At 64.9% G+C, this 18,869-nt stretch carries 19 protein-coding genes; 9 read left to right on the plus strand and 10 right to left on the minus strand.

Annotation, left to right across the window (positions count from 1 at the left end):
* Window positions 1-60: 60 nt before the first annotated feature.
* The 3 genes from cydX to ASD04_RS04430 are packed head-to-tail and all read right to left on the minus strand — an operon-like array spanning window position 61 to window position 2,948.
* Complete coding sequence (cydX, locus tag ASD04_RS19050) at window positions 61-192, minus strand: cytochrome bd-I oxidase subunit CydX (protein ID WP_082530990.1); 132 nt, start codon at window positions 190-192, stop codon at window positions 61-63.
* A gap of 9 nt (window positions 193-201) precedes the next feature.
* On the minus strand, window positions 202-1,350 hold the full coding sequence (gene cydB / locus ASD04_RS04425; RefSeq protein ID WP_056253141.1) for a cytochrome d ubiquinol oxidase subunit II: 1,149 nt from the start codon (window positions 1,348-1,350) through the stop codon (window positions 202-204).
* Window positions 1,347-2,948 carry a cytochrome ubiquinol oxidase subunit I gene (locus ASD04_RS04430; RefSeq protein ID WP_082530991.1) on the minus strand — a complete coding sequence of 534 codons (1,602 nt, stop codon included), beginning with the start codon at window positions 2,946-2,948 and terminating at the stop codon, window positions 1,347-1,349. Before ASD04_RS04430 ends, cydB begins: the two co-directional genes overlap by 4 nt.
* A gap of 211 nt (window positions 2,949-3,159) precedes the next feature.
* Here ASD04_RS04430 and cydD point away from each other — a divergent pair, with 211 nt between their 5' ends.
* Together cydD and cydC are read left to right on the plus strand one after the other, a co-directional pair.
* The gene (gene cydD, locus ASD04_RS04435; protein ID WP_082530992.1) at window positions 3,160-4,983 is read left to right on the plus strand and encodes a thiol reductant ABC exporter subunit CydD; all 1,824 of its coding nucleotides are present in this window, start codon (window positions 3,160-3,162) and stop codon (window positions 4,981-4,983) included.
* Window positions 4,980-6,629: a thiol reductant ABC exporter subunit CydC gene (gene cydC / locus ASD04_RS04440; RefSeq protein ID WP_056253143.1), complete on the plus strand. Its 1,650-nt coding sequence runs from the start codon at window positions 4,980-4,982 to the stop codon at window positions 6,627-6,629. Before cydD ends, cydC begins: the two co-directional genes overlap by 4 nt.
* Window positions 6,630-6,677: 48 nt before the next feature.
* Here cydC and ASD04_RS04445 read toward each other — a convergent pair whose 3' ends face one another.
* Window positions 6,678-7,397 (minus strand): Crp/Fnr family transcriptional regulator, encoded by a 720-nt coding sequence (locus ASD04_RS04445; RefSeq protein WP_056253145.1) that lies wholly within the window; start codon window positions 7,395-7,397, stop codon window positions 6,678-6,680.
* Window positions 7,398-7,688: 291 nt separating this feature from the next.
* Between ASD04_RS04445 and ASD04_RS04450 the strand changes: the two genes are divergently transcribed.
* Genes ASD04_RS04450 through ASD04_RS04460 form a run of 3 tightly spaced genes read left to right on the plus strand, consistent with a single transcriptional unit; the run spans window position 7,689 to window position 10,548 of the window.
* Window positions 7,689-9,938 carry a heavy metal translocating P-type ATPase gene (locus tag ASD04_RS04450; protein WP_056253148.1) on the plus strand — a complete coding sequence of 750 codons (2,250 nt, stop codon included), beginning with the start codon at window positions 7,689-7,691 and terminating at the stop codon, window positions 9,936-9,938.
* Entirely contained in the window at window positions 9,935-10,345 is a 411-nt protein-coding gene (gene cueR, locus ASD04_RS04455; RefSeq protein ID WP_056253151.1) for a Cu(I)-responsive transcriptional regulator, read from the plus strand. The genes ASD04_RS04450 and cueR overlap by 4 nt, the downstream gene beginning before the upstream one ends.
* A 2-nt stretch (window positions 10,346-10,347) precedes the next feature.
* A complete protein-coding gene (locus tag ASD04_RS04460) occupies window positions 10,348-10,548 on the plus strand; it encodes a heavy-metal-associated domain-containing protein (protein ID WP_056253155.1) in 201 nt (66 codons plus the stop codon).
* A gap of 209 nt (window positions 10,549-10,757) precedes the next feature.
* Here ASD04_RS04460 and ASD04_RS04465 read toward each other — a convergent pair whose 3' ends face one another.
* From ASD04_RS04465 to ASD04_RS04475, 3 genes are read right to left on the minus strand one after another with little or no spacing between them, the layout of a single operon-like run.
* Window positions 10,758-11,708 carry a substrate-binding domain-containing protein gene (locus ASD04_RS04465; protein WP_200940228.1) on the minus strand — a complete coding sequence of 317 codons (951 nt, stop codon included), beginning with the start codon at window positions 11,706-11,708 and terminating at the stop codon, window positions 10,758-10,760.
* Window positions 11,709-11,759: 51 nt separating this feature from the next.
* Complete coding sequence (locus ASD04_RS04470) at window positions 11,760-12,761, minus strand: ABC transporter permease (protein ID WP_056253158.1); 1,002 nt, start codon at window positions 12,759-12,761, stop codon at window positions 11,760-11,762.
* Window positions 12,742-14,283 carry a sugar ABC transporter ATP-binding protein gene (locus tag ASD04_RS04475; protein ID WP_056253161.1) on the minus strand — a complete coding sequence of 514 codons (1,542 nt, stop codon included), beginning with the start codon at window positions 14,281-14,283 and terminating at the stop codon, window positions 12,742-12,744. Before ASD04_RS04475 ends, ASD04_RS04470 begins: the two co-directional genes overlap by 20 nt.
* 338 nt (window positions 14,284-14,621) lie before the next feature.
* Here ASD04_RS04475 and ASD04_RS04485 point away from each other — a divergent pair, with 338 nt between their 5' ends.
* Window positions 14,622-15,647 (plus strand): LacI family DNA-binding transcriptional regulator, encoded by a 1,026-nt coding sequence (locus ASD04_RS04485; protein WP_056253167.1) that lies wholly within the window; start codon window positions 14,622-14,624, stop codon window positions 15,645-15,647.
* A 124-nt stretch (window positions 15,648-15,771) separates the two neighbouring features.
* Here ASD04_RS04485 and ASD04_RS04490 read toward each other — a convergent pair whose 3' ends face one another.
* Window positions 15,772-16,125 carry a DUF305 domain-containing protein gene (locus ASD04_RS04490; RefSeq protein ID WP_056253171.1) on the minus strand — a complete coding sequence of 118 codons (354 nt, stop codon included), beginning with the start codon at window positions 16,123-16,125 and terminating at the stop codon, window positions 15,772-15,774.
* A gap of 102 nt (window positions 16,126-16,227) precedes the next feature.
* Between ASD04_RS04490 and ASD04_RS04495 the strand changes: the two genes are divergently transcribed.
* Both ASD04_RS04495 and ASD04_RS04500 read left to right on the plus strand, forming a co-directional pair.
* Window positions 16,228-16,575: a metalloregulator ArsR/SmtB family transcription factor gene (locus ASD04_RS04495; protein WP_056253174.1), complete on the plus strand. Its 348-nt coding sequence runs from the start codon at window positions 16,228-16,230 to the stop codon at window positions 16,573-16,575.
* The gene (locus tag ASD04_RS04500) at window positions 16,572-17,048 is read left to right on the plus strand and encodes an SRPBCC family protein (protein ID WP_056253177.1); all 477 of its coding nucleotides are present in this window, start codon (window positions 16,572-16,574) and stop codon (window positions 17,046-17,048) included. The genes ASD04_RS04495 and ASD04_RS04500 overlap by 4 nt, the downstream gene beginning before the upstream one ends.
* A gap of 101 nt (window positions 17,049-17,149) precedes the next feature.
* Here ASD04_RS04500 and ASD04_RS04505 read toward each other — a convergent pair whose 3' ends face one another.
* Together ASD04_RS04505 and ASD04_RS04510 are read right to left on the minus strand one after the other, a co-directional pair.
* Entirely contained in the window at window positions 17,150-17,653 is a 504-nt protein-coding gene (locus tag ASD04_RS04505; RefSeq protein ID WP_056253180.1) for an SRPBCC domain-containing protein, read from the minus strand.
* 13 nt (window positions 17,654-17,666) lie between these two features.
* The gene (locus ASD04_RS04510) at window positions 17,667-18,008 is read right to left on the minus strand and encodes a metalloregulator ArsR/SmtB family transcription factor (RefSeq protein ID WP_056253182.1); all 342 of its coding nucleotides are present in this window, start codon (window positions 18,006-18,008) and stop codon (window positions 17,667-17,669) included.
* 90 nt (window positions 18,009-18,098) lie between these two features.
* Between ASD04_RS04510 and cobF the strand changes: the two genes are divergently transcribed.
* Window positions 18,099-18,827: a precorrin-6A synthase (deacetylating) gene (gene cobF / locus ASD04_RS04515; RefSeq protein ID WP_056253186.1), complete on the plus strand. Its 729-nt coding sequence runs from the start codon at window positions 18,099-18,101 to the stop codon at window positions 18,825-18,827.
* Window positions 18,828-18,869: the final 42 nt, after the last annotated feature.

Raw genomic sequence — 18,869 nt, forward strand, 5'->3', positions numbered from 1 at the left:
GACAGCTTTTACCAATTTTTGACCATCTGCAAACAGCCATGCGCCAAGCGCCCATCTAGGCTAGCGCTGAATCGGTTCCCGGCCCGCCTCGCGTGCAATGCGCCGGTCTTCGCGCATTTCAAACCACATGGCGTTGAGAATGGCGAAGGAACAGGCCAGCCCCAGGCCGAGGATCCACGAGAAATACCACATAGATGTCTCCTAGTAGGCGTTGGGGTTCTTTTCGAGTGACTGCGTCGAGACCGTGCCGCGCATCACCCGGAACACGAAGGCGGTGTAGGCCAGGATGATCGGCAGGAAGAAGCAGGTCACCAGCAGCATGACGAACAGCGTCAGCTGGCTCGATGACGCGTCCCACAGCGTCAGGCTGGCCTCGGGCACGGTCGAGGACGGCAGCAGAAACGGGAACAGCGACAGGCCCGCCGTCGAGACGATGCCAAAGATGGCAAGGCTCGATGCCAGCAAGGTCGGCAGCCGCAGCCGCGCCTGCAGTCCGATCACGGCCCCCGCCAGCCCGGCAAAGCCCAGCACCGGCGCGGCGATCATCCACGGATAGAGCCCGTAATTGGCGAGCCAGCCGCCCCGCACCAGGTCCACGCTCTTGGCCAGCGGGTTGATCGCGGCGTTGCCGTCGACGGGGCTGGTAATGGCGTAGCCATCGATACCGAAGGCGATCCACAACCCGCCCAGCGCGAAGAGGACGATCGTCGCCAGCCCGGCAATCGTGCCATAGGTCCGCGCCCGCGCGGCCAGCGGCCCGGTGGTGCGCCCGGCGATCACCGCCGCCCCCTGCGTCACCATCATACCCAGGCTCACCAGCCCGCACAGCAGCGCGAAGGGCATCAGCAGCATGAAGAAGTTGCCGGTGTAGAAGGCGCGCATCGAGTCATCGAGATGGAATGGCGCGCCGAGCAGCACATTGCCCACCGCCACGCCCAGGATCAGCGACGGCACGAAACCGCCGACGAACAAGGCCCAGTCCCAGACGGCGCGCCACCTGGCATCCTTGACCTTGCCACGGAACTTGAAGCCTACCGGCCGCAGGATCAGCGCCAGCAGGATCACGATCATCGCCAGGTAGAAGCCGGAAAAGCTCACCGCATAGAGCGGCGGAAAGGCCGCGAAGATGGCCCCGCCCCCCAGCACCAGCCACACCTGGTTGCCCTCCCAGGTGGGCCCCACCAGGTTCAGCAGTACGCGGCGCTCGGCGTCGGTGCGGGCGGCAAAGGGCAGCAGCGCACCCACGCCCAGGTCGCGCCCGCCCATGACGGCGAAGCCGATCAGCAGCACGCCCAGCAGCAGCCACCAGACGAGGCGCAGCGTTTCGTAGTCGAGCGGAATGGTGCTCATGATCCGAGTTCCTTGTTGGCTGGCGTGGCTGGCAGCCCGGCAACGACGAAATCCTCGTCATCGTCGGCTGAGGTGAAGAGCTTGTCCTGCGGCCCCGCCTTGATGATCTTGACCATGAGGAAGATCATGACGACGAAGAGGATCGAGTAGAGCGTCACGAAGAAGCCCAGCGAGATGACCAGGTCCCAGAAATGGAGGCCCGATGCGGCATAGAAGGTGGGCAGCACGCCTTCCACCACCCAGGGTTGCCGCCCGAATTCGGCGATGAACCAGCCGCTTTCGATGGCGATCCAGGGCAGCGGCAACAGGAAGAAGCTGAACCACAGCAGCGGCTTGTTGGTCTCGAGCCAGCCGCGCGAGGCGCGATAGAACCACAGCGCGAAAAAGCCGATGAAGAAGAAACCCAGCCCCATCATGATGCGGAAGGTCCAGAACAGCGGCCACACGCCGGGCACGGTATCGGCCGCGGCCTGCGCGATTTCCTGGTCCGTCGCATTGCCCACATCCTCGCGATAGCGCTTCAGCAGCAGGCCATAGCCCAGGTCGGCCCAGTGTTCGTCGAACACGGCGCGCGCCTCGGCATTACTCCCGTCGGCGCGGATGGCTTGCAGCGCATCATAGGCGATCATGCCCGAGCGGATGCGCGTCTGCGCATGCTCGACCAGTTCGTCGATGCCCGGCAGTTCCTCGTTGAGCGAGCGCGTGGTAATGAGGCCACCCACCCAGGGCACCTGGATGGAAAAGCTCGGGGCGCCGCCATCGGCGCCGGGAAGCGCGAAGATCGTCCACGGCGCGGGCGCCGGCTCGGTGTGATAGCTGGCCTCCATGGCCGCGATCTTCATCTTCTGGTGCTCGGTCGCGATATAGCCGCTCTCGTCGCCCAGCACGACGACCGACAGAGCCGAGGCTAGGCCGAAGCTGGCCGCGACCACCATGGAGCGCTTGGCCAGTTCCACATGCTTGCCACGCACCAGGAAGAAGCAGGAAACGGCGAAGATGAACACCGCGCCGCAGACATAGCCGGCGCTGACCGTATGCACGAACTTGGCCTGCGCCACCGGATTGAACAGCACGGCCACGAAGTCGGTGACTTCCATGCGCATCGTGTCGGGGTTGAACTTGGCGCCCACCGGATTCTGCATCCAGCCATTGGCGATCAGGATCCACAGCGCCGAGAAATTGGCGCCCAGCGCCACCAGCCAGGTCACGGCCAGGTGGCCCACCTTGCTCAAGCGGTCCCAGCCGAAGAAGAACAGCCCGATAAAGGTGGCTTCGAGGAAAAAGGCCATCAGCCCCTCGATGGCCAGCGGCGCGCCGAACACGTCGCCCACATAGTGGCTGTAATAGCTCCAGTTCATGCCGAACTGGAATTCCATGACGATGCCGGTGGCCACGCCCATGGCGAAATTGACGCCGAACAAGGTGCCCCAGAACAGGGTCGCCTTGCGCCACACGTCGCGCCCGGTCATCACATAGACGCTTTCCATGATGGCCATCATCACGGAAAGGCCGATGGTCAGCGGCACGAAGATGAAGTGATACATGGCGGTGGCGGCGAATTGCCACCGCGAAAGTTCGACAACAGTCATGTCGATCATGGCGATACTGCCTCTATGCCCGGCAGCGCCCGAGTCGGCGCCGTCACTGCGCACTCTATGCCTGCGGAGACTTGCCCATGCCTTGATTCAGATCAAGGGTGGGCCGCGATGTTTCGCTATGGTGCAATGTGCCAACAGACCTCACGGTGAGCCCGTCGAACCACGAGGTCATGCCGCAATCGTCCCGCGTCAGTGGCTCGGCAGGCTCACCATGAGGTCTACTTTGGCCGCTACCGAAACCGACCGCCACAACGCTCTCTCCGGCCTCCGCCATCACGGCGGCACATGGTTGTGGCTCGCCATCGGCGCTCCATTGCTCGCCGGGGCCCTCCTCGTCTGGCAGGCATGGACTCTCGCAGCCGTGCTCGGTGGCGCCATCGAAACCGGCGCCTCCCTCGATACCCTCACCCCCGCCATTGCCCTCATCCTCGCCCTGCTCCTCGTCCGAGCCGCCCTTGCCGCTATCGGTGATCGCGCCGGAACCGAGGCCGCCGAGGCCATCAAACGCCACCTCCGCACCGCTTTGTTCTCCCACCTGCTGGCCCGCTCGCCCCGCGCCGCCGAACAGCCGCAATCGGGCGCCGCCTCGGCCGCCATCGTCGACCAGGTCGAAGCGCTCGATGGGTTCTTTGCCCGCTACCTGCCCGCCATGATCGGCGCCACCGTGCTGCCCGTCGCCTTCGGCGCCATCATCCTGCCGCTCGACTGGCTGGCCGGCCTGCTGTTCCTCGTCACCGCGCCGCTGATCCCCGTCTTCATGGCGCTGGCCGGCTGGGGCGCCCAGATCGCCACCAACCGGCAGGCGCGGGCCCTCAGCCTCCTCACCGGACGCTTTTCCGACCGGCTGCGGGGTCTCGTCACCCTCAAGCTGTTCGGCCGGGCCGAGGCCGAAACATCGGGCATCATCGCCGCCAGCGACGAGCTGCGCGGCCGCATCATGCTTGTGCTGCGCATCGCCTTCCTGTCCTCGGCCGTGCTTGAATTCTTCGCCGCCCTCGGCGTCGCGGGCATCGCGCTCTATGTCGGGCTGACCTTCATCGACTACCTCCATCTGCGCACCACGCCGCTGACCCTCGAACTCGGCCTCTTCCTCCTGCTGATGGCTCCCGAGGTCTACAATCCCCTGCGCCTGCTCGCCGCGCATTACCACGACCGCGCCGCCGCCAAATCCGCCATCGGCGAGATCGAAGCCCAACTCTCTTCACCTCTCCCTTCGGGGGAGAGGTCGACGGCGAAGCCGGCGGGTGAGGGGGCCTTCCCTTCGCCCAATGCGCCGCAAAGGCCCCCTCACCCGGCCCTGCGGGCCGACCTCTCCCCCAAAGGGCGAGGTGAAGAGCGTGGCCCCCTCGGCCTTGCTGTCACAGGCCTCACCCTGCGCACCCCCGATGCCGCCCGCATCATCCTCGCCAATGCCGATCTTGCCGTCGCCCCCGGCGAACACATCGCCCTGCTCGGCCCCAGCGGCATCGGCAAATCCACCTTGCTCGAAGCCATGGCCCGGCTGCGCCTCCATGAGGGCATGATCGCCCTCGATCGCCGCCCCCTCGCCGATTGGCCAGAACCCGGGTTGCGCACTCGCGTCACCATGCTGGGCCAGAAGCCGCGTATCTTCGCCGGCTCGATGGCGCACAATATCGCCCTCGCCCGCCCCGGCGCTACGGCGGCGGAAATCCGCCGCGCGGCCGAGCGCGCCCATGTCGACGCCTTTGCCGATGCCCTGCCCAATGGCCTCGATACGCTGCTCGGCGAAGGCGGGCTCGGCCTCTCCGGCGGGCAGGTGCAGCGCATCGCCCTGGCCCGCATCTACCTGCGCGACGCCGGGCTGATCCTGCTCGATGAGCCCACTGCCCATCTCGACCCCGAACTGGAGCAAGCCGTCCTCGACGACCTGAAGCTCTATGCTCGCGGCCGCACCCTCATCATCGCCACCCATTCGCTTGCCGTCGCCGCCCGCATGGACAGGGCCTGGCGCATTGCCGGTGAGACATTGCTGCCGACGCCCCTGCCCGCCAGCAAGGGAAAGGGTGTCGCATGAAAGCGCTCCTCGCCTTCCGCAGCCTGTTCCTGAGCCAGGCCCGAGGCTTTGCCCTGGCGCTGGTCCTGTCGCTGGTTGCTCTCGCCGCCGGCATTGCCCTGCTCGGTACGTCCGGCTGGTTCATCACCGCGGCCGCGCTCACCACGGCCGGTCTGGCCTTCAACCTGTTTGCCCCCTCGGCGCTGGTGCGCGGCTTTTCCTTCATCCGCATCCTGGCGCGCTATGGCGAGCGCCTCAGCGGCCACGACGCCACCCTGCGCCTGCTCGCGCAGTTGCGCGGCTGGCTGTTCGCCCGCCTGTTTCCCCGCCTGCCGATTGCCGATCGCGGCCTGCGCCATGGCGACCTGGTCAGCCGGCTCACAGCAGATGTCGATGCACTCGATACCGCCTTTCTCGTCGCCATTGGCCCCGTTGCCGCCGCGCTCGTTATCGGCGCGGTGCTGACCGGCGTGCTCGCCTGGTTCTTGCCCGGCGCCGCGTGGCTCTATGGGTTCTGCTTCGCTTTCGCAGTCCTCGTGGTCCCCCCGGGCCTCGTTCTCGCCAGCCGCCGCGCCGGTCACGCCGTGGTGAGCCGCGCCGCTGATGCCCGAGCCGCCGTGCTGGACGGCATCGAGGGCCACGCCGACCTCACCGTCTTTGGCGTGCTCGACACCGCGCAAGCGGGCTTTGCCACCACCGCCCAGCGTCTCGCCGAAGCCAGGGCTCACCTGTCGACGCTCACCGCAATTGCCGGTTTCGCCGTACAGGCCCTCGCCGCATTGGCGCTGGTCGGCGCCCTCTGGCTCGGGCTCGATGCCTTGGCCGCCGGCGCCGTCGATGGCCCTGTCCTGGCTGGCCTGTTGCTGGCCATTGCGGGCAGTTTCGAGGCCACCAGCCTCATCGTGCGCAGCGTCGGCAAGCTCACCACCGCCATGGCCGCCGCCGAGCGCCTTATCGCTATTGCCGACACCCCGCCCGCAATCATGGACCCGGCGACGCCTGCCGATCTCCCCGCCGATACCACCATCACCCTTGCCGACATCACCTTCGGCTATGGCGGCCCGCCGGTGCTTGATAATCTCGATCTCGCGGTGGCTCCAGGCGAACACATCGCCATTATCGGCCCCAGCGGCATCGGCAAGTCGACCCTGCTCACCCTGCTGCTGCGCCTCGCCGATCCCCAGCTCGGCAGCATTACGCTGGGCGGCGTCCCCCTGCCCCTGTTGCGGCAAGCCGACCTGCATGCCGCCATGGCCCTGCTCAGCCAGGACAGCCCGCTGTTCAACGACACCATCCGCGCCAACCTGCTGATCGCCCGTCCTGCCGCCGATGACGACGCTCTCTGGAGCGCCCTAACCGCTGCCGGCATTGCCGACTTCGTCCGCGCCCTGCCCGCCGGTCTCGATACGATGGTGGGCGAAGGCGGCCGCACGGTTTCAGTCGGCCAGGCCCGCCGCCTCTGCCTCGCGCGCGTGCTGTTGTCGCCGGCCCGGATCCTGCTGCTGGATGAACCCACCACCGGGCTGGATCGCGCGGCGGAAGTGGCCTTCTTCGAGACCCTGCATCAGGCCGCGCAGGACTGCACGGTGATCGTCGTCACCCACGCCGCAATCCCCGAAGGAACGATGGACCGCGTGCTGACGCTGCGGAACGGGGCGTTGGCTTAGCTCCTCAGCAGCGCCACCACACCCACAGAACGTCACCCTCGGGCTTGCCTACCCGCACCGCACCCGCAGCCGCGCCACGTCAGGCACCGATACGTGCCGGTAATTCTCGATCTCGATCACCCCGTCGGCCTTGAGCTTGCTCATCTGGCGGCTCACCGTCTCGATGGTCAGGCCGAGGAAATCCCCGATATCGGCGCGGCCCAGCGGCAGGTCGAAGCTGGTCACCTCTTCCTGCGTCGGGTCGATATGGCTGGCGATGAGATAAAGAAAACTCGCCACCTTCTCGGCGGCGGTCTTGCGGCCCAGAGTCACCATCCAGTCGCGGGCCTCGTCGAGTTCGCGCAAGGTCTGCAGCATGATGCGATGCTCCAGCGCCGGGTTCTCCTGCACCAGTCTTTCCATCGCCGCCTTGGGCACCATGCAGAGGTCGACATCCGACGCCGCCTCCGCCGTCACCCGGCTTTCGCTGGCAAACAGCCGTCCCAACAGGTCGGGCGCGAATTGCAGTCCCACCACTTGCTGGCGGCCATCTTCAAGCACCTTGGAAAGCTTCACCACGCCGCGCAGCACATTGCCATAGCTGGTGATCGGCTCGGCATCGGCCAGCAGTTCATCGCCTGCAGCATGATGCACACGCCGCGTGTGCCGCGACAAGGCCAGCAATTGCGCTTCATTCAGCGCGCCGCAAATCCCCTGGTGACGGGATTCGCAACTCTGGCAGAGCAAGGGGAGTTCGGAATTGTGGATGTCGTTACGGACGGGCTGCATGGCATATCGTCTCCTGACAGCCCCGATATAGGCCTGCCCCGCCAAGCCTTTAAGCTGCAGAACTGTCGCAGCGCCATCCTGCCGCATGTGCCACGCCCTCGTGGTTCGAGGGTCGCTGCGCTCCCGCCTCACCATGAGGGCTACTGGATCACCGGGCTAAAAGTAGCCCTCATGGTGAGGTGCGCGTTCTTCACGAGCCTCGAACCACGAGGGCGTGGCACCATTTTACAACCGCCCCTTGACCTTCCCATCATTGGAACCTTTATATGGCTGAGGACGAGGTGAAACATCATGAACGAACACGTCCATTCCAAGCCGCTTTCCATCGACATCACCGGCATGACCTGCGCCTCCTGCGTGGCACGGGTGGAGAAGTCCCTGCTCAAGGTCCCCGGCGTCACATCGGCATCGGTCAACCTGGCCACCGAGCGCGCCACCGTGCATGGCGGCGATAGCGCCGCCCTGCTCAAGGCCGTCGAAAAGGCCGGCTACCAAGGCAGCGAAACGCCGCACACCCACCATCACGATCATTCCGGCCACCAGCATCATGACGAGGACGCCGCCGTGCTGCGCCGCGACGTGCTCGTTGCCGGCATACTGACCCTGCCGCTGTTCGTGCTCGAAATGGGCGGCCATCTCTACATGCCCTTCCACATGTGGATCATGTCCGTCGTATCGATGGATGTGCTGTGGGTCGCCTATTTCATCGCCACCAGCATCGTGCTGTTCGTGCCCGGCTGGCGCTTCTTCAAGATCGGCATTCCTGCCCTTTTGCGGGGCGCGCCGGAGATGAATTCGCTCGTCGCCCTCGGCGCGGGCGCGGCCTATCTCTATTCGGTCACCGCAACTTTCGCGCCGCAACTGCTGCCCGAAGGCACACGCTATATCTATTATGAAGCCGCCGCCGTCATCGTCACGCTGATCCTGGTCGGGCGCTGGCTCGAGGCCCTGGCCAAGGGCCGCACCGGCGAGGCCATCCAGCGGCTGGTGCGCGAACAGGCCAAGACCGCCCGCGTGCAGCGCGACGGCAAGGCGGTGGAACTGCCCATCGAGCAGGTCGTGGCCGGCGACATCATCCTGGTCCGTCCCGGCGAGAAGATCGCCGTCGATGGCGAAATCACCGAGGGCGCCAGCCATATCGACGAATCCATGATCTCGGGCGAACCCCTGCCCGTCTCCAAGAGCGTCGGCGCCACCGTCATCGGCGGCACGCTCAATACATCGGGCAGCTTCAGCTTCCGCGCCACCAAGGTCGGCGGCGATACGATGCTGGCCCAGATCATCCGCATGGTCGAGGAAGCCCAGGGTGGCAAGCTGCCGATCCAGGGCGTGGTCGACCGCATCACCCTGTGGTTCGTCCCCGCCGTGATTGCGCTGTCCATCGCCACTTTCGCGGTCTGGCTCATCTGGGGTCCCGAACCCGCCTCCACCTTCGGCCTCGTCAATGCCGTGGCCGTGCTGATCATCGCCTGCCCCTGTGCCATGGGCCTGGCCACGCCGACCTCGATCATGGTCGGCACCGGCCGCGCCGCCGAATTGGGCGTGCTGTTCCGCAAGAGCGAAGCCCTGCAGCAGCTGCGCGACTCCCGGGTGGTCGCCTTCGACAAGACCGGCACGCTGACCGAAGGCAAGCCGGCCCTCACCGACCTGGTCCTCGCCGACGGCTTCGCGCATGACGAGGTGCTGGCTCTGGTCGCCGCCGTCGAAGCCCGGTCCGAACACCCCATTGCGGCGGCTATCGTTACGGCGGCGGAGAAGGCCGGCCTCGCCCTTGGCGCGGTCACTGAATTCCAGTCCCATGCCGGCAATGGCGTCTCCGCCAGCGTCAACGGGCACTCGGTCTCGGTGGGCTCGCAGCGCCATCTCGGACCGTTCGATTTCTCCGGCTTTGCCGCTGACATCGACCGGCTGGCCAATGAGGGCAAGACTCCGGTCTTTGCCGCCATTGACGGCAAGCTGGCCGCCGCCATCGTCGTCGCCGACACGATCAAGCCGTCCAGCAAGGCGGTGATCGACGCCCTGCATACCATGGGCCTCAAGACGGCGATGATTTCGGGCGACAACCAGCGCACGGCCCAGGCCATCGCCCGCCAGCTCGGCATCGACGAAGTCCGTGCTGAAGTGCTGCCCGCCGACAAGGTAGCCACGCTCAAGGCCCTGCGCCAGTTCGGCCCGGTCGCCTATGTCGGCGACGGCATCAACGATGCGCCTGCCCTCGCCGAAGCCGATATCGGCATCGCCGTCGGCACCGGCACCGATGCGGCCATCGAAAGCGCCGACGTGGTCCTGCTCGGCGGCGACCTCAAGGGCGTACTCAACGCGCTCAAGGTCTCCAGGGCCACGATGAAGAACATCTGGGAAAACCTGTTCTGGGCCTTCGGCTACAACGTGCTGCTGATCCCCGTTGCGGCAGGCGTGCTGTTCCCCGCCTTCGGCATCCTGCTCAATCCGATGATCGGTGCCGGCGCCATGGCGCTCAGCTCGGTCTTCGTGGTCGGCAACGCGCAGCGCCTGCGCCTGGTGAAAGGAGTCCATCCATGAATATCGGCGAGGCCTCCAACGCCACCGGCGTCTCGGCCAAGATGATCCGCTATTACGAATCCATCGGCCTGATCCGCGCGCCTTTGCGCACCGGCAGCAATTACCGCGTCTATGGCGAGGACGAGGTGCATGTCCTCCGCTTCGTCAAGCGCGCCCGCACGCTGGGCTTTTCGGTCGAGGAAACCGCGACCCTGCTCGGCCTCTGGCAGGACAAGACCCGCGCCAGCGCCGAGGTGAAAGAAGTGGCCACCAGCCATATCGAAGCGCTGGAGACCAAGATCGCCGAACTCCAGGGGATGGTGAAAACCCTCAAGCACCTGGCCCATTGCTGCGGCGGCGACAACCGCCCCGATTGCCCCATACTCGACGACCTGGCCGGCGAGCATCCCACCACCAAAGGACACTGAACATGAGCGACAAGACCATCCTCACCGTCAACGACATGACTTGCGACCACTGCGTCGGCACCGTGCGCAAGGCGCTGGAGGAGGCGCTGCCCGGCGCCGATATCTCGGTGAGCCTCGATACGCATCGCGTGGAATTCACCGGGGATCGGGCCAAGGGTGAAGCGGCGATCCGGGAGGCTGGGTATACGCCGGAAGCGGCGTAGACACCGGCACGCCCTCGTGGTTCGAGGCGCTGAAGAAGCGCACCTCACCATGAGGGCTACTGGGATACCTCACTAAGAGTAGCCCTCATGGTGAGGTGCGAGCCCTTCGCGAGCCTCGAACCACGAGGGCGTGGCACCCCGGCTTCCCTCACCCCAAAACAAAGGGCGCCCAATGGGCGCCCTTCGCATTTCCGTCTGTCGTTGGGAGATCAGAACGGGCTGTCGGCGTCGAGGAATTCATCGACATTGTCCGGCGTGATGACGGTCGAGTCGAGGATGTAGCGGCCGGCAACCTGGATGCCGCCGGTGAAGTGCGACGTGGTCAGCTCGATGGCCGTGGCAATCATGGCCGGGCTGTAGCTGACGTCGATCGGGGTCAGCGGATCGCCGGCCTTCACGGCCTGCAGGATCTGCTGCATGCCGGCGCCGCCGACGACGAACATGTCGCCCTCGCGGCCGGCCTGCTTGATGGCCTCGATAGCGCCCAGGGAGATGTCGTCGTCCTGCGTCCACACGCCCTTGATATCGGGGAAGCGGGTCAGGAAGTCCTGCATCACCTTGAAGCCGTCATCGCGGTTCCAGTTGGCGAATTCGTCATCGAGAACGGTGATGTTGGTGCCTTCGATGCCGCCCATGAAGCCGTCGAAGCGCTGCTGGTCGATCGGGATCGGCAGGCCGCGCAGGATGACGATGTTGCCGCCTTCGGGCAGCGCTTCCTTGAAATAGGCGGCGGCGTTGGCGCCCAGGCCCGGATTGTCGCCGGCCACGTAGAGGTTTTCCACGCCATCGATCGACAGCTGGCGGTCAACCACGGTGACGAACTTGCCGGCATCCTTGACCTGCTTGATGGCCGAGGTCATCGCGTCCGGATCGCCGGGCAGGATGACCAGGGCATCGATGCCGCGCGTTGCGACCATGTCTTCGATATCGCCGATCTGCTTGGGCGCGTCGGGCGCCGAGGCGAACACGAATTCGACATTCGGATAGGTCGCGCTGAGGCGTTCGATGGCCTGCTGGGCGAAGTAATTCACGCCGCCGGTCCAGCCGTGGTCGGCCGCCGGCACGGAGACGCCGATGGTCACCTTGTCCTGCGCGATGGTCGCGCCGGTCAGGCTGCCGACGAGAACCGTCGCCGCCAAGAGGGATTTAGCCAGTTTCATTTGTAGTCCTCCCGTAAGTGCCCGTGTTCGGGCGATGTAAATGCTGGTTCGCTATGTGCGGCGGCCACGCTGCAGCAACACGGCGAGAATGATGATGACGCCCTGGAACGCCCCGTTGAGATAGGGGCTGATCAGGCTTTGCAGGTTGAGGATGTTGCCGATGAGCCCGAGGATCACCACGCCGACCACGGTTCCCCAGATGCGGCCATAGCCGCCCTTGAGCGTGGTGCCGCCGATGATCACGCCGGCAATGGCTTCGAGTTCCCACAGCACGCCCGTCGTACTCGAGGCCGAGCCGAGGCGCGGCACATAGAGCAGCACGGCCACCCCGACCAGCACGCCCTGCAGGATGTAGGTCAGCAGCCGCACGTTATCGACGTTGATCGACGAATACCGGGCCACCTGCTCGTTGGAGCCGATAGCGGCGCAATAGCGGCCGAATGCGGTGTAGCGCATGGTGATTTCGCCGCCGATGGCCACCAGCGCGAAGACGATGATCGGATAGGGCACGCCCAGCAGCCCATCGTAATAGACCGGCCGGTAGACGTCGGCGACGCTGAAATTGAGCGACAGCGTGCCGCCATTGGCCAGGAACGTCACCAGCGAACGGAAAATGCCCATCGTGCCCAGCGTCACGATGAACGCCTCGATGCGGCCGCGCGTGATCATCAATCCGTTGAACACGCCCGCCACCCCGCCGAGCAGGATGCCCGACAGCATGCCGGCGATCACCACGCTCCAGCCGATGCCGAGGCTGGGGATCAGCCAGTTCATCACCATGATCATGACGCCGGCAATCACCGCGGCCATCGAGCCGACCGACAGGTCGAGCCCGCCGGCCGTGATGACGAAGGTGGCCCCGATGGCGATGATGCCGATGAAGGACGAGCGTGCCAGCACGTTGGTCAGGTTGTTGTAGCTCAGGAAATTCTCGTTGAGCGAGATGCCGAGCAGCACCAGCAGCGCCAGCGCCAGCAATGGCCCGACCGTCTTGAGATCGAGGCGAAACGCGCGCTTGGGCTTTACCGAAATGTCAGGCGCTGATGCGCTCATCGTGTCCACTCTGCTTGATGCCGGCGGCGTACCGCATGATTTCTGCCTCGGTGATCTCGGCGCCTTCCAGCACGCCCGCCAGGCGTCCCTCGCGCATGACCACCACGCGGTGGCTGAGGCCGATCACCTCCTGCATCTCCGAGGAGATGAGGATGATCGATTTCCCCTCGGCCGCCAGCGCCGCGATGATGTGATAGATTTGCTGCTTGGTGCCGACATCGATGCCGCGCGTCGGTTCATCCATGATGATGATGTCGGGCTCGCTTTCCATGGTCTTGCCCAGCATCAGTTTCTGCTGGTTGCCGCCCGAAAGTCGGCCCACGGCCACCGAGGCGTCGCGCGCCCTAATGTCGAAACGCCGCGTCGCGCGCTCCAGCGCCCGCTCCTCGCTCGAACCGTCGAGGAAGCCAAACCTGAGATGTTTCTTGAGCGTGAGCAGCGTCAGGTTGGGCCGCAGGCCCATATTGAGCAGCAGCCCCTTGCCCTTGCGATCCTTGGTCATGTAGGCGAGGCCCGCATCGACCGACTGGGCGACGCGGGCGAAATTGACCGGCTTGCCGTCGAGCGTGATGTCGCCGCTGCTGCGATGGCCCAGCCCCACCACCGCCTCGGCCACCGCCGTCCGGCCCGAGCCGATCAACCCGGCAAAGCCCAGGATTTCGCCCTTGCGCAGGTCGAATGAGATATTCTTCACGCCCGCGGCAACCAGGTTGCGCACGCCGAGCACCACCGGCGCATCGACATCGGGTTCATGCTTGGGCGGATAGAGGTTGGACAGTTCGCGCCCCACCATCATCTGGGCGATGGAATCGGGCGTCAGCGCTTCGGTGCCGACGGTGGCGATCAACTGCCCGTCGCGCAGCACCGTCACCCGGTCGGCCAGTTCCATGATCTCGTCGAGCTTGTGGGAAATGAAGATCACCGCCACGCCGCGCGCCGTGAGTCGCCGGATCTGCTCGAACAGCGTCTGCGTCTCGGCGACCGACAGCACCGCGGTCGGTTCATCCATGATCAGCACCCGCGCGTCGCGGCTGATGGCCTTGGCAATTTCCACCATCTGCTTGTCGGCGACCGACAGCGTATTGATGCGCGCATCGGGATCGACATGCACATGCAGCATTTCCATCACGGCATGCGCCCGCTTGCGCATTTCGCGCAGGTCGAGAAAGCCGAAGCGCTTGATCTCGCGGCCGAGGAAGATCGACTGGGAAACCGTGAGGTCTTCGGCCAGGTTCAGTTCCTGGTGGATGAGCACGATGCCCCTGGCTTCGGCAGCGCCGTTGGGCGGCAGCACCACGGTCTGCCCGTCATAGCCGATGGAGCCGGACGTCGGCTGCTCGATACCGCTGAGAATCTTGATGAGGGTGGATTTGCCCGCGCCGTTCTCGCCGATCACGGCATGAACCTCGCCGGGACGAATGTCGAAGTCGACGCTGAACAGCACCGGAATCTCGCCGAACGACTTGGATATCCTGTTGGCTGACAGGATAGAAGGCGCTGGCGTGCCCTCGGCGCTGGTCATGCTGATACCCCTCCCGCGGACGCAGCGGATTTCCATCCGTCTCTTCGTCCTGGCCCAGGATGTAAAGGTTTTCATCAATGATGTAAAGGTTTACACAAACGGAAAACGGTATAACCGTATCAGGAGGGTCTGGTGCGCGTCGCGGCATCTGCTACAGGCAGCAAACGCAGGCGCCAGAAGATGGGTGGGGCTTAGGTTGCGCAGACAGTTTGGTCAGGACGAGCCGAAAATGGCGGTCTTCGAGAACCGGCGCGCAGCGTGCGTTCTGCACGTGAGCACCGGAAGCGCAGAAGACTGTCATTTGCAGGCCGCCATGGCCAAAATGGACGCAACCTAAGGTGCAGCACCAGAAACTGGCCACGATCGAGGACGTTGCGGCACTTGCCGGCGTATCCATCGCCACGGTCAGCCGTGCCATCAATGAACCGACCAAGGTCGCCGACGAGACCCGGCGCCGGGTCAACGAGGCCATCGCCCGCACCGGCTACACCACCAATGCCATGGCGCGCTCGCTGCGTATGCGGCGCTCCAACATGATCCTGATTCTGGCGCCCGATGTGGGCGACCCGAACTTTTCCAATATCCTGGTCGGTCTCGAGACCGAGGCCAGCAAGCGCGGCTATGGCGTGCTGATCGGCAATACCCAGAACGACGCCACGCGCGAGACCGACTATCTGCGCTTCATCAGTTCCAACCAGGCCGATGGCTTGATCCTCTTCACCGGCCACCTGCCCTATGGCTTCGGCAGCGATAGCGGCGAGTCCCGCCTGCCGCCGATGGTGGCGGTCAACGAGCCGGTCAGCAACAGCGACGTGCCCTATGTCGGCGTCGACAATTTCGAGGGTGCCCGCGTCGCCACCGAACACCTCATCTCCCAAGGGCACAAGCGCATCGCCTTTATCGGCCATTCCACCGGCAAGGCCGTCAACCAGCTGCGCGAGCAGGGCTACCGCGCCGCGCTCGAAGGCGCCGGCATTGCCATCGAGTCGCGCCTGATCCTGCCCGGCGACGGCACCACCGAATCCGGCCGCCAGGCCACCGAGCACATGTTCGTCCGCGATGTGCTGCCCACCGCCTTCTTCTGCGTCAACGACGCCACGGCTTTGGGCGTCATCATCTCGCTCAATGCCCGCAAGTATGACCTGCCGCGCCAGTTCTCGGTGATGGGCTTTGACGACATTTCCTTTGCCAGCTTCGTCACCCCGTCGCTGACCACCATGAAGCAGCCTCGCCTCAAGATCGGCGAAGAGGCCATGGACCTGCTGCTGGCCTTGCTCGAAGGCAAGCCGCCCCGCCGCAACGAAGTGCTGCTGCGGGCCGAGTTGATCGTGCGCAATTCGGTGAGCCGGTTCGGGCGGGATTAGGGGCACGCCCTCGTGGTTCGAGACGCTGAAGAAGCGCATTTCATCATGATACAGTGTTCCAGCAGCCCTCATGGTGAGGTGCGAGCTCTTCGCGAGCCTCGAACCACGAGGGCGTGGCAGAAGCTCAATACCCCTTCTTCGCCAACCAGGCCTTCATCCAGGCAATCTCTTCCTCCTGCGCAGCAATAACCCCCTCGGCCAGCGCCTTCACCTCCGGGTCGGTGCCGTGTTCCAGCACCACGCGCGCCATGTCCACCGCGCCCTGGTGATGCGGGATCATGCCGCGGATGAAATCAACATCGGCGTCGCCGCTATAGGCAATATCCATGTCGGCATGCATGCGCGTATTGGCCGCCTTGTAGGCCGTGGTGGCGGCGCTGTCGGCGGCCATGGCGGCGCCGTGGCCCGAATGGTCCTGTGCCCAGGCGGGGAGGCCAAAGGCGATGATCAACGCGGATGCGAGCAGCAGCGATTTCATGACGGAAAGCTCCTTGGTTTGCTGACCCGAGCCTTGTCCCGGATTCCCCAATGGGAAGGTCAAGCGCATTGACAGCCGCAGCCCATATTGTTACTTAACTCTATGCTTAACCAACAACCAACCAATCTCGACCTCATGTTCCAGGCGCTGGCCGATCCGACGCGCCGCGCCATGATCGACCGCCTCAGCCGTGGCCCCGCCTCGGTCAGCGAGCTGGCCAAGCCCTTCGACATGTCGCTGCCCGCCGTGGTGCAGCACCTGCAGGCGCTGGAACATTCGGGCCTCGTCAGCTCGCAGAAGGTGGGCCGCGTCCGCACCGTGCAGATCCAGCCCGATGCGCTCAGCCTTGCCGAACAATGGATCAATGATCGCCGCACCATGTGGGTGAAACGGCTGGATCGCCTGGGCGATTTCCTCGCCGAAACCGACGAACCGGAGACCAGGACGTGACCGATCGCAGCATCACCCATGGCAGCTTCACCCTGGAGCGCCGCTGGAAGACCACGCCGGCCCGCATCTACAAGGCGTTGAGCGACGAGACCGCCAAGCAGAAATGGTTCGGCCCGCCCGAAACCTGGGGCCGGGACGAGCATCACATGGACTTTCGCGTTGGCGGCATCGAGACCAGCGTCGGCGGTCCCATTGGCGGCGCCGTCCACCGCTTCAGGGCGGTCTATCAGGACATCGTGCCCAACGAGCGCATCATCTACAGCTACGACATGCACCTGGACGACGTACGCATTTCGGTCTCTCTCACCAGCTTCGAGATCAAGCCGGATGGCGACCACACCATCCTCGTCATGACCGAACACGGCGCTTTTCTCGATGGCTTTGCCGGCGACGGCAACGAAATCCGCCGCGAAGGCACTGCCATACTGCTCGACAATCTGGGCCGTTACCTGGAGCGCACAGGGATGAATTGAGGGTATTCCCTCATGCCGTCGCTCCCGCTATCCACCCTCGTTCCGTCCCCATCAAGGGGAGGGAATGAGGGTGAGGGTCAGTCACACAGCGGAACGGGGAGCTACTTCCCCGCCTTCAGCCGCTCCAGCAGCTCGTCGAACTTGACCATGCTCGCATTGGCGCCCCATTCCATGCCGGTCGCCACAATGGCATCGCGGGACTCGATGGAATCGACCCGGCTCACCGAGCGGTACCAGGTCTTGCCGTCGCGCTCCTCGAAATGGTGTTCCTCGTAGAACCGGGCGTCTTCCTCGAACTGGCCTTCGACGACGAATGTGTTGCGGATCATCGTCTTGGGCTCCACGGCGAGATAGGTGCCAAAGAACACGATTTCCGAGCCGTCGCTCATGGTCGAGATCACCCGCCACTTGCCGCCGGTGCGCACGTCATATTCGACGACCTCGTTTTCTTCGCGCGGGCCGAACCAATAGGCCACATGCTCCTTCCGGGTCCACACCGTCCACACCAGGTCCAGCGGCGCGTCGAAGCTGCGCGACATGATGATGACGGGTTCGTCGGCGGGCAGTTCGGTCTTGAAGGGATTGGGGAATGTCTGGGCGTTCATCTGTCGGCTCCTGTCAGTTCTTCGTCTTGTTTTCGGGGGTCTGCAGTCTGGTGAGATAGGCGTCGAGCTGATCGAGATTCTGCTCCCAGAACCTGCGATAGAACTCGACCATGGCGGCCACGTCGCGCATCGGCGCGGCCTCCAGTTTGCAGGGGCGCCACTGCGCCTGCCTGCCGCGGCTGACCAGGCCTGCCCCTTCCAGCACCTTGATGTGCTTGGAAACGGCGGCCAGCGTCATGTCGAAGGGTTCGGCCAGTTCGTTGACGCTGGCCTCGCCCTGCGCCAGCCGGGCCAGGATGGCGCGGCGGGTCGGGTCGGCAAGGGCAGCGAGCGTGGTGCTCAAGGTGTCGGCCATTTATTCAACCATTTTGTATAATACTAATTAGTTGAATACTGCCGATTGCGGCGCTTGTCAACACAACCGCATCAGGGCAAGGAAGCGGGCATGAAAACCATCCTCATCGTGGGCATCGGCACCGGCAATCCCGAGCACCTGACGGTGCAGGCCATCAACGCGCTCAATCGCGCCGACCGGCTGTTCATTCCCGACAAAGGCGCCGGCAAGGCCGACCTAGCCGACCTGCGCCGCGACATCGTCGCCCGCTACGTCACCAATCCGGCCAGCCGCATGGTCACCTACGGCGTGCCCCGCCGCGATGCCGCCAACCCCGATTACAGCGCCGGTGTCGATGACTGGCATGCGGCACTCGCCGCCATCTTCCGTGGCCTGCTCGACCAGGTGCCCGACAATGGCGCCGGGGCCTTCCTCGTCTGGGGCGATCCGGGCCTCTACGATTCGACCATCCGCATCGTCGAGCGCCTGAGCGCCGATCACACGATCGAAATCATCCCCGGCATATCGGCCATCCAGGCCCTCACCGCCGCCCATGGCATCGCGCTAAACCGCATCGGCCAGCCCGTCCACATCACCACCGGCCGCAAGCTCGGCCCCGTGACGGACGACACCGTGGTCATGCTCGACGGCCAGGCCGCTTTCCTCCATGCCGATCCCGACCTCGACATCTTCTGGGGCGCCTATCTCGGCACGCCGGACCAGATCACCATCGCGGGTAGACTGGGCGATGTGCGCGACGAGATCGTGACGACCCGCAAGGCCGCACGGGAACAGCATGGCTGGATCATGGATACATACCTGCTGCGCAAGCGAGGTTAGGGATGGAGTCGCACGAGAGGTACCCCTCTCTTCTCCGTATCC

The organism is Devosia sp. Root436 (genome assembly GCF_001426345.1).
Classification (GTDB): Bacteria; Pseudomonadota; Alphaproteobacteria; order Rhizobiales; family Devosiaceae; genus Devosia.

Bases quoted from the DNA above. Each gene is read 5' to 3' on its own strand.
- cydB (WP_056253141.1), bottom strand. From the start codon at position 1,350: ATGAGCACCATTCCGCTCGACTACGAAACGCTGCGCCTCGTCTGGTGG.
- ASD04_RS04510 (WP_056253182.1), bottom strand. From the start codon at position 18,008: ATGGCCGACACCTTGAGCACCACGCTCGCTGCCCTTGCCGACCCGACC.
- cydD (WP_082530992.1), top strand. From the start codon at position 3,160: ATGAGGTCTACTTTGGCCGCTACCGAAACCGACCGCCACAACGCTCTC.
- ASD04_RS04505 (WP_056253180.1), bottom strand. From the start codon at position 17,653: ATGAACGCCCAGACATTCCCCAATCCCTTCAAGACCGAACTGCCCGCC.
- ASD04_RS04450 (WP_056253148.1), top strand. From the start codon at position 7,689: ATGAACGAACACGTCCATTCCAAGCCGCTTTCCATCGACATCACCGGC.
- ASD04_RS04430 (WP_082530991.1), bottom strand. From the start codon at position 2,948: ATGATCGACATGACTGTTGTCGAACTTTCGCGGTGGCAATTCGCCGCC.
- ASD04_RS04470 (WP_056253158.1), bottom strand. From the start codon at position 12,761: ATGAGCGCATCAGCGCCTGACATTTCGGTAAAGCCCAAGCGCGCGTTT.
- cueR (WP_056253151.1), top strand. From the start codon at position 9,935: ATGAATATCGGCGAGGCCTCCAACGCCACCGGCGTCTCGGCCAAGATG.
- cobF (WP_056253186.1), top strand. From the start codon at position 18,099: ATGAAAACCATCCTCATCGTGGGCATCGGCACCGGCAATCCCGAGCAC.
- cydX (WP_082530990.1), bottom strand. From the start codon at position 192: ATGTGGTATTTCTCGTGGATCCTCGGCCTGGGGCTGGCCTGTTCCTTC.
- cydC (WP_056253143.1), top strand. From the start codon at position 4,980: ATGAAAGCGCTCCTCGCCTTCCGCAGCCTGTTCCTGAGCCAGGCCCGA.
- ASD04_RS04475 (WP_056253161.1), bottom strand. From the start codon at position 14,283: ATGACCAGCGCCGAGGGCACGCCAGCGCCTTCTATCCTGTCAGCCAAC.
- ASD04_RS04465 (WP_200940228.1), bottom strand. From the start codon at position 11,708: ATGAAACTGGCTAAATCCCTCTTGGCGGCGACGGTTCTCGTCGGCAGC.
- ASD04_RS04490 (WP_056253171.1), bottom strand. From the start codon at position 16,125: ATGAAATCGCTGCTGCTCGCATCCGCGTTGATCATCGCCTTTGGCCTC.
- ASD04_RS04445 (WP_056253145.1), bottom strand. From the start codon at position 7,397: ATGCAGCCCGTCCGTAACGACATCCACAATTCCGAACTCCCCTTGCTC.
- ASD04_RS04460 (WP_056253155.1), top strand. From the start codon at position 10,348: ATGAGCGACAAGACCATCCTCACCGTCAACGACATGACTTGCGACCAC.
- ASD04_RS04495 (WP_056253174.1), top strand. From the start codon at position 16,228: ATGCTTAACCAACAACCAACCAATCTCGACCTCATGTTCCAGGCGCTG.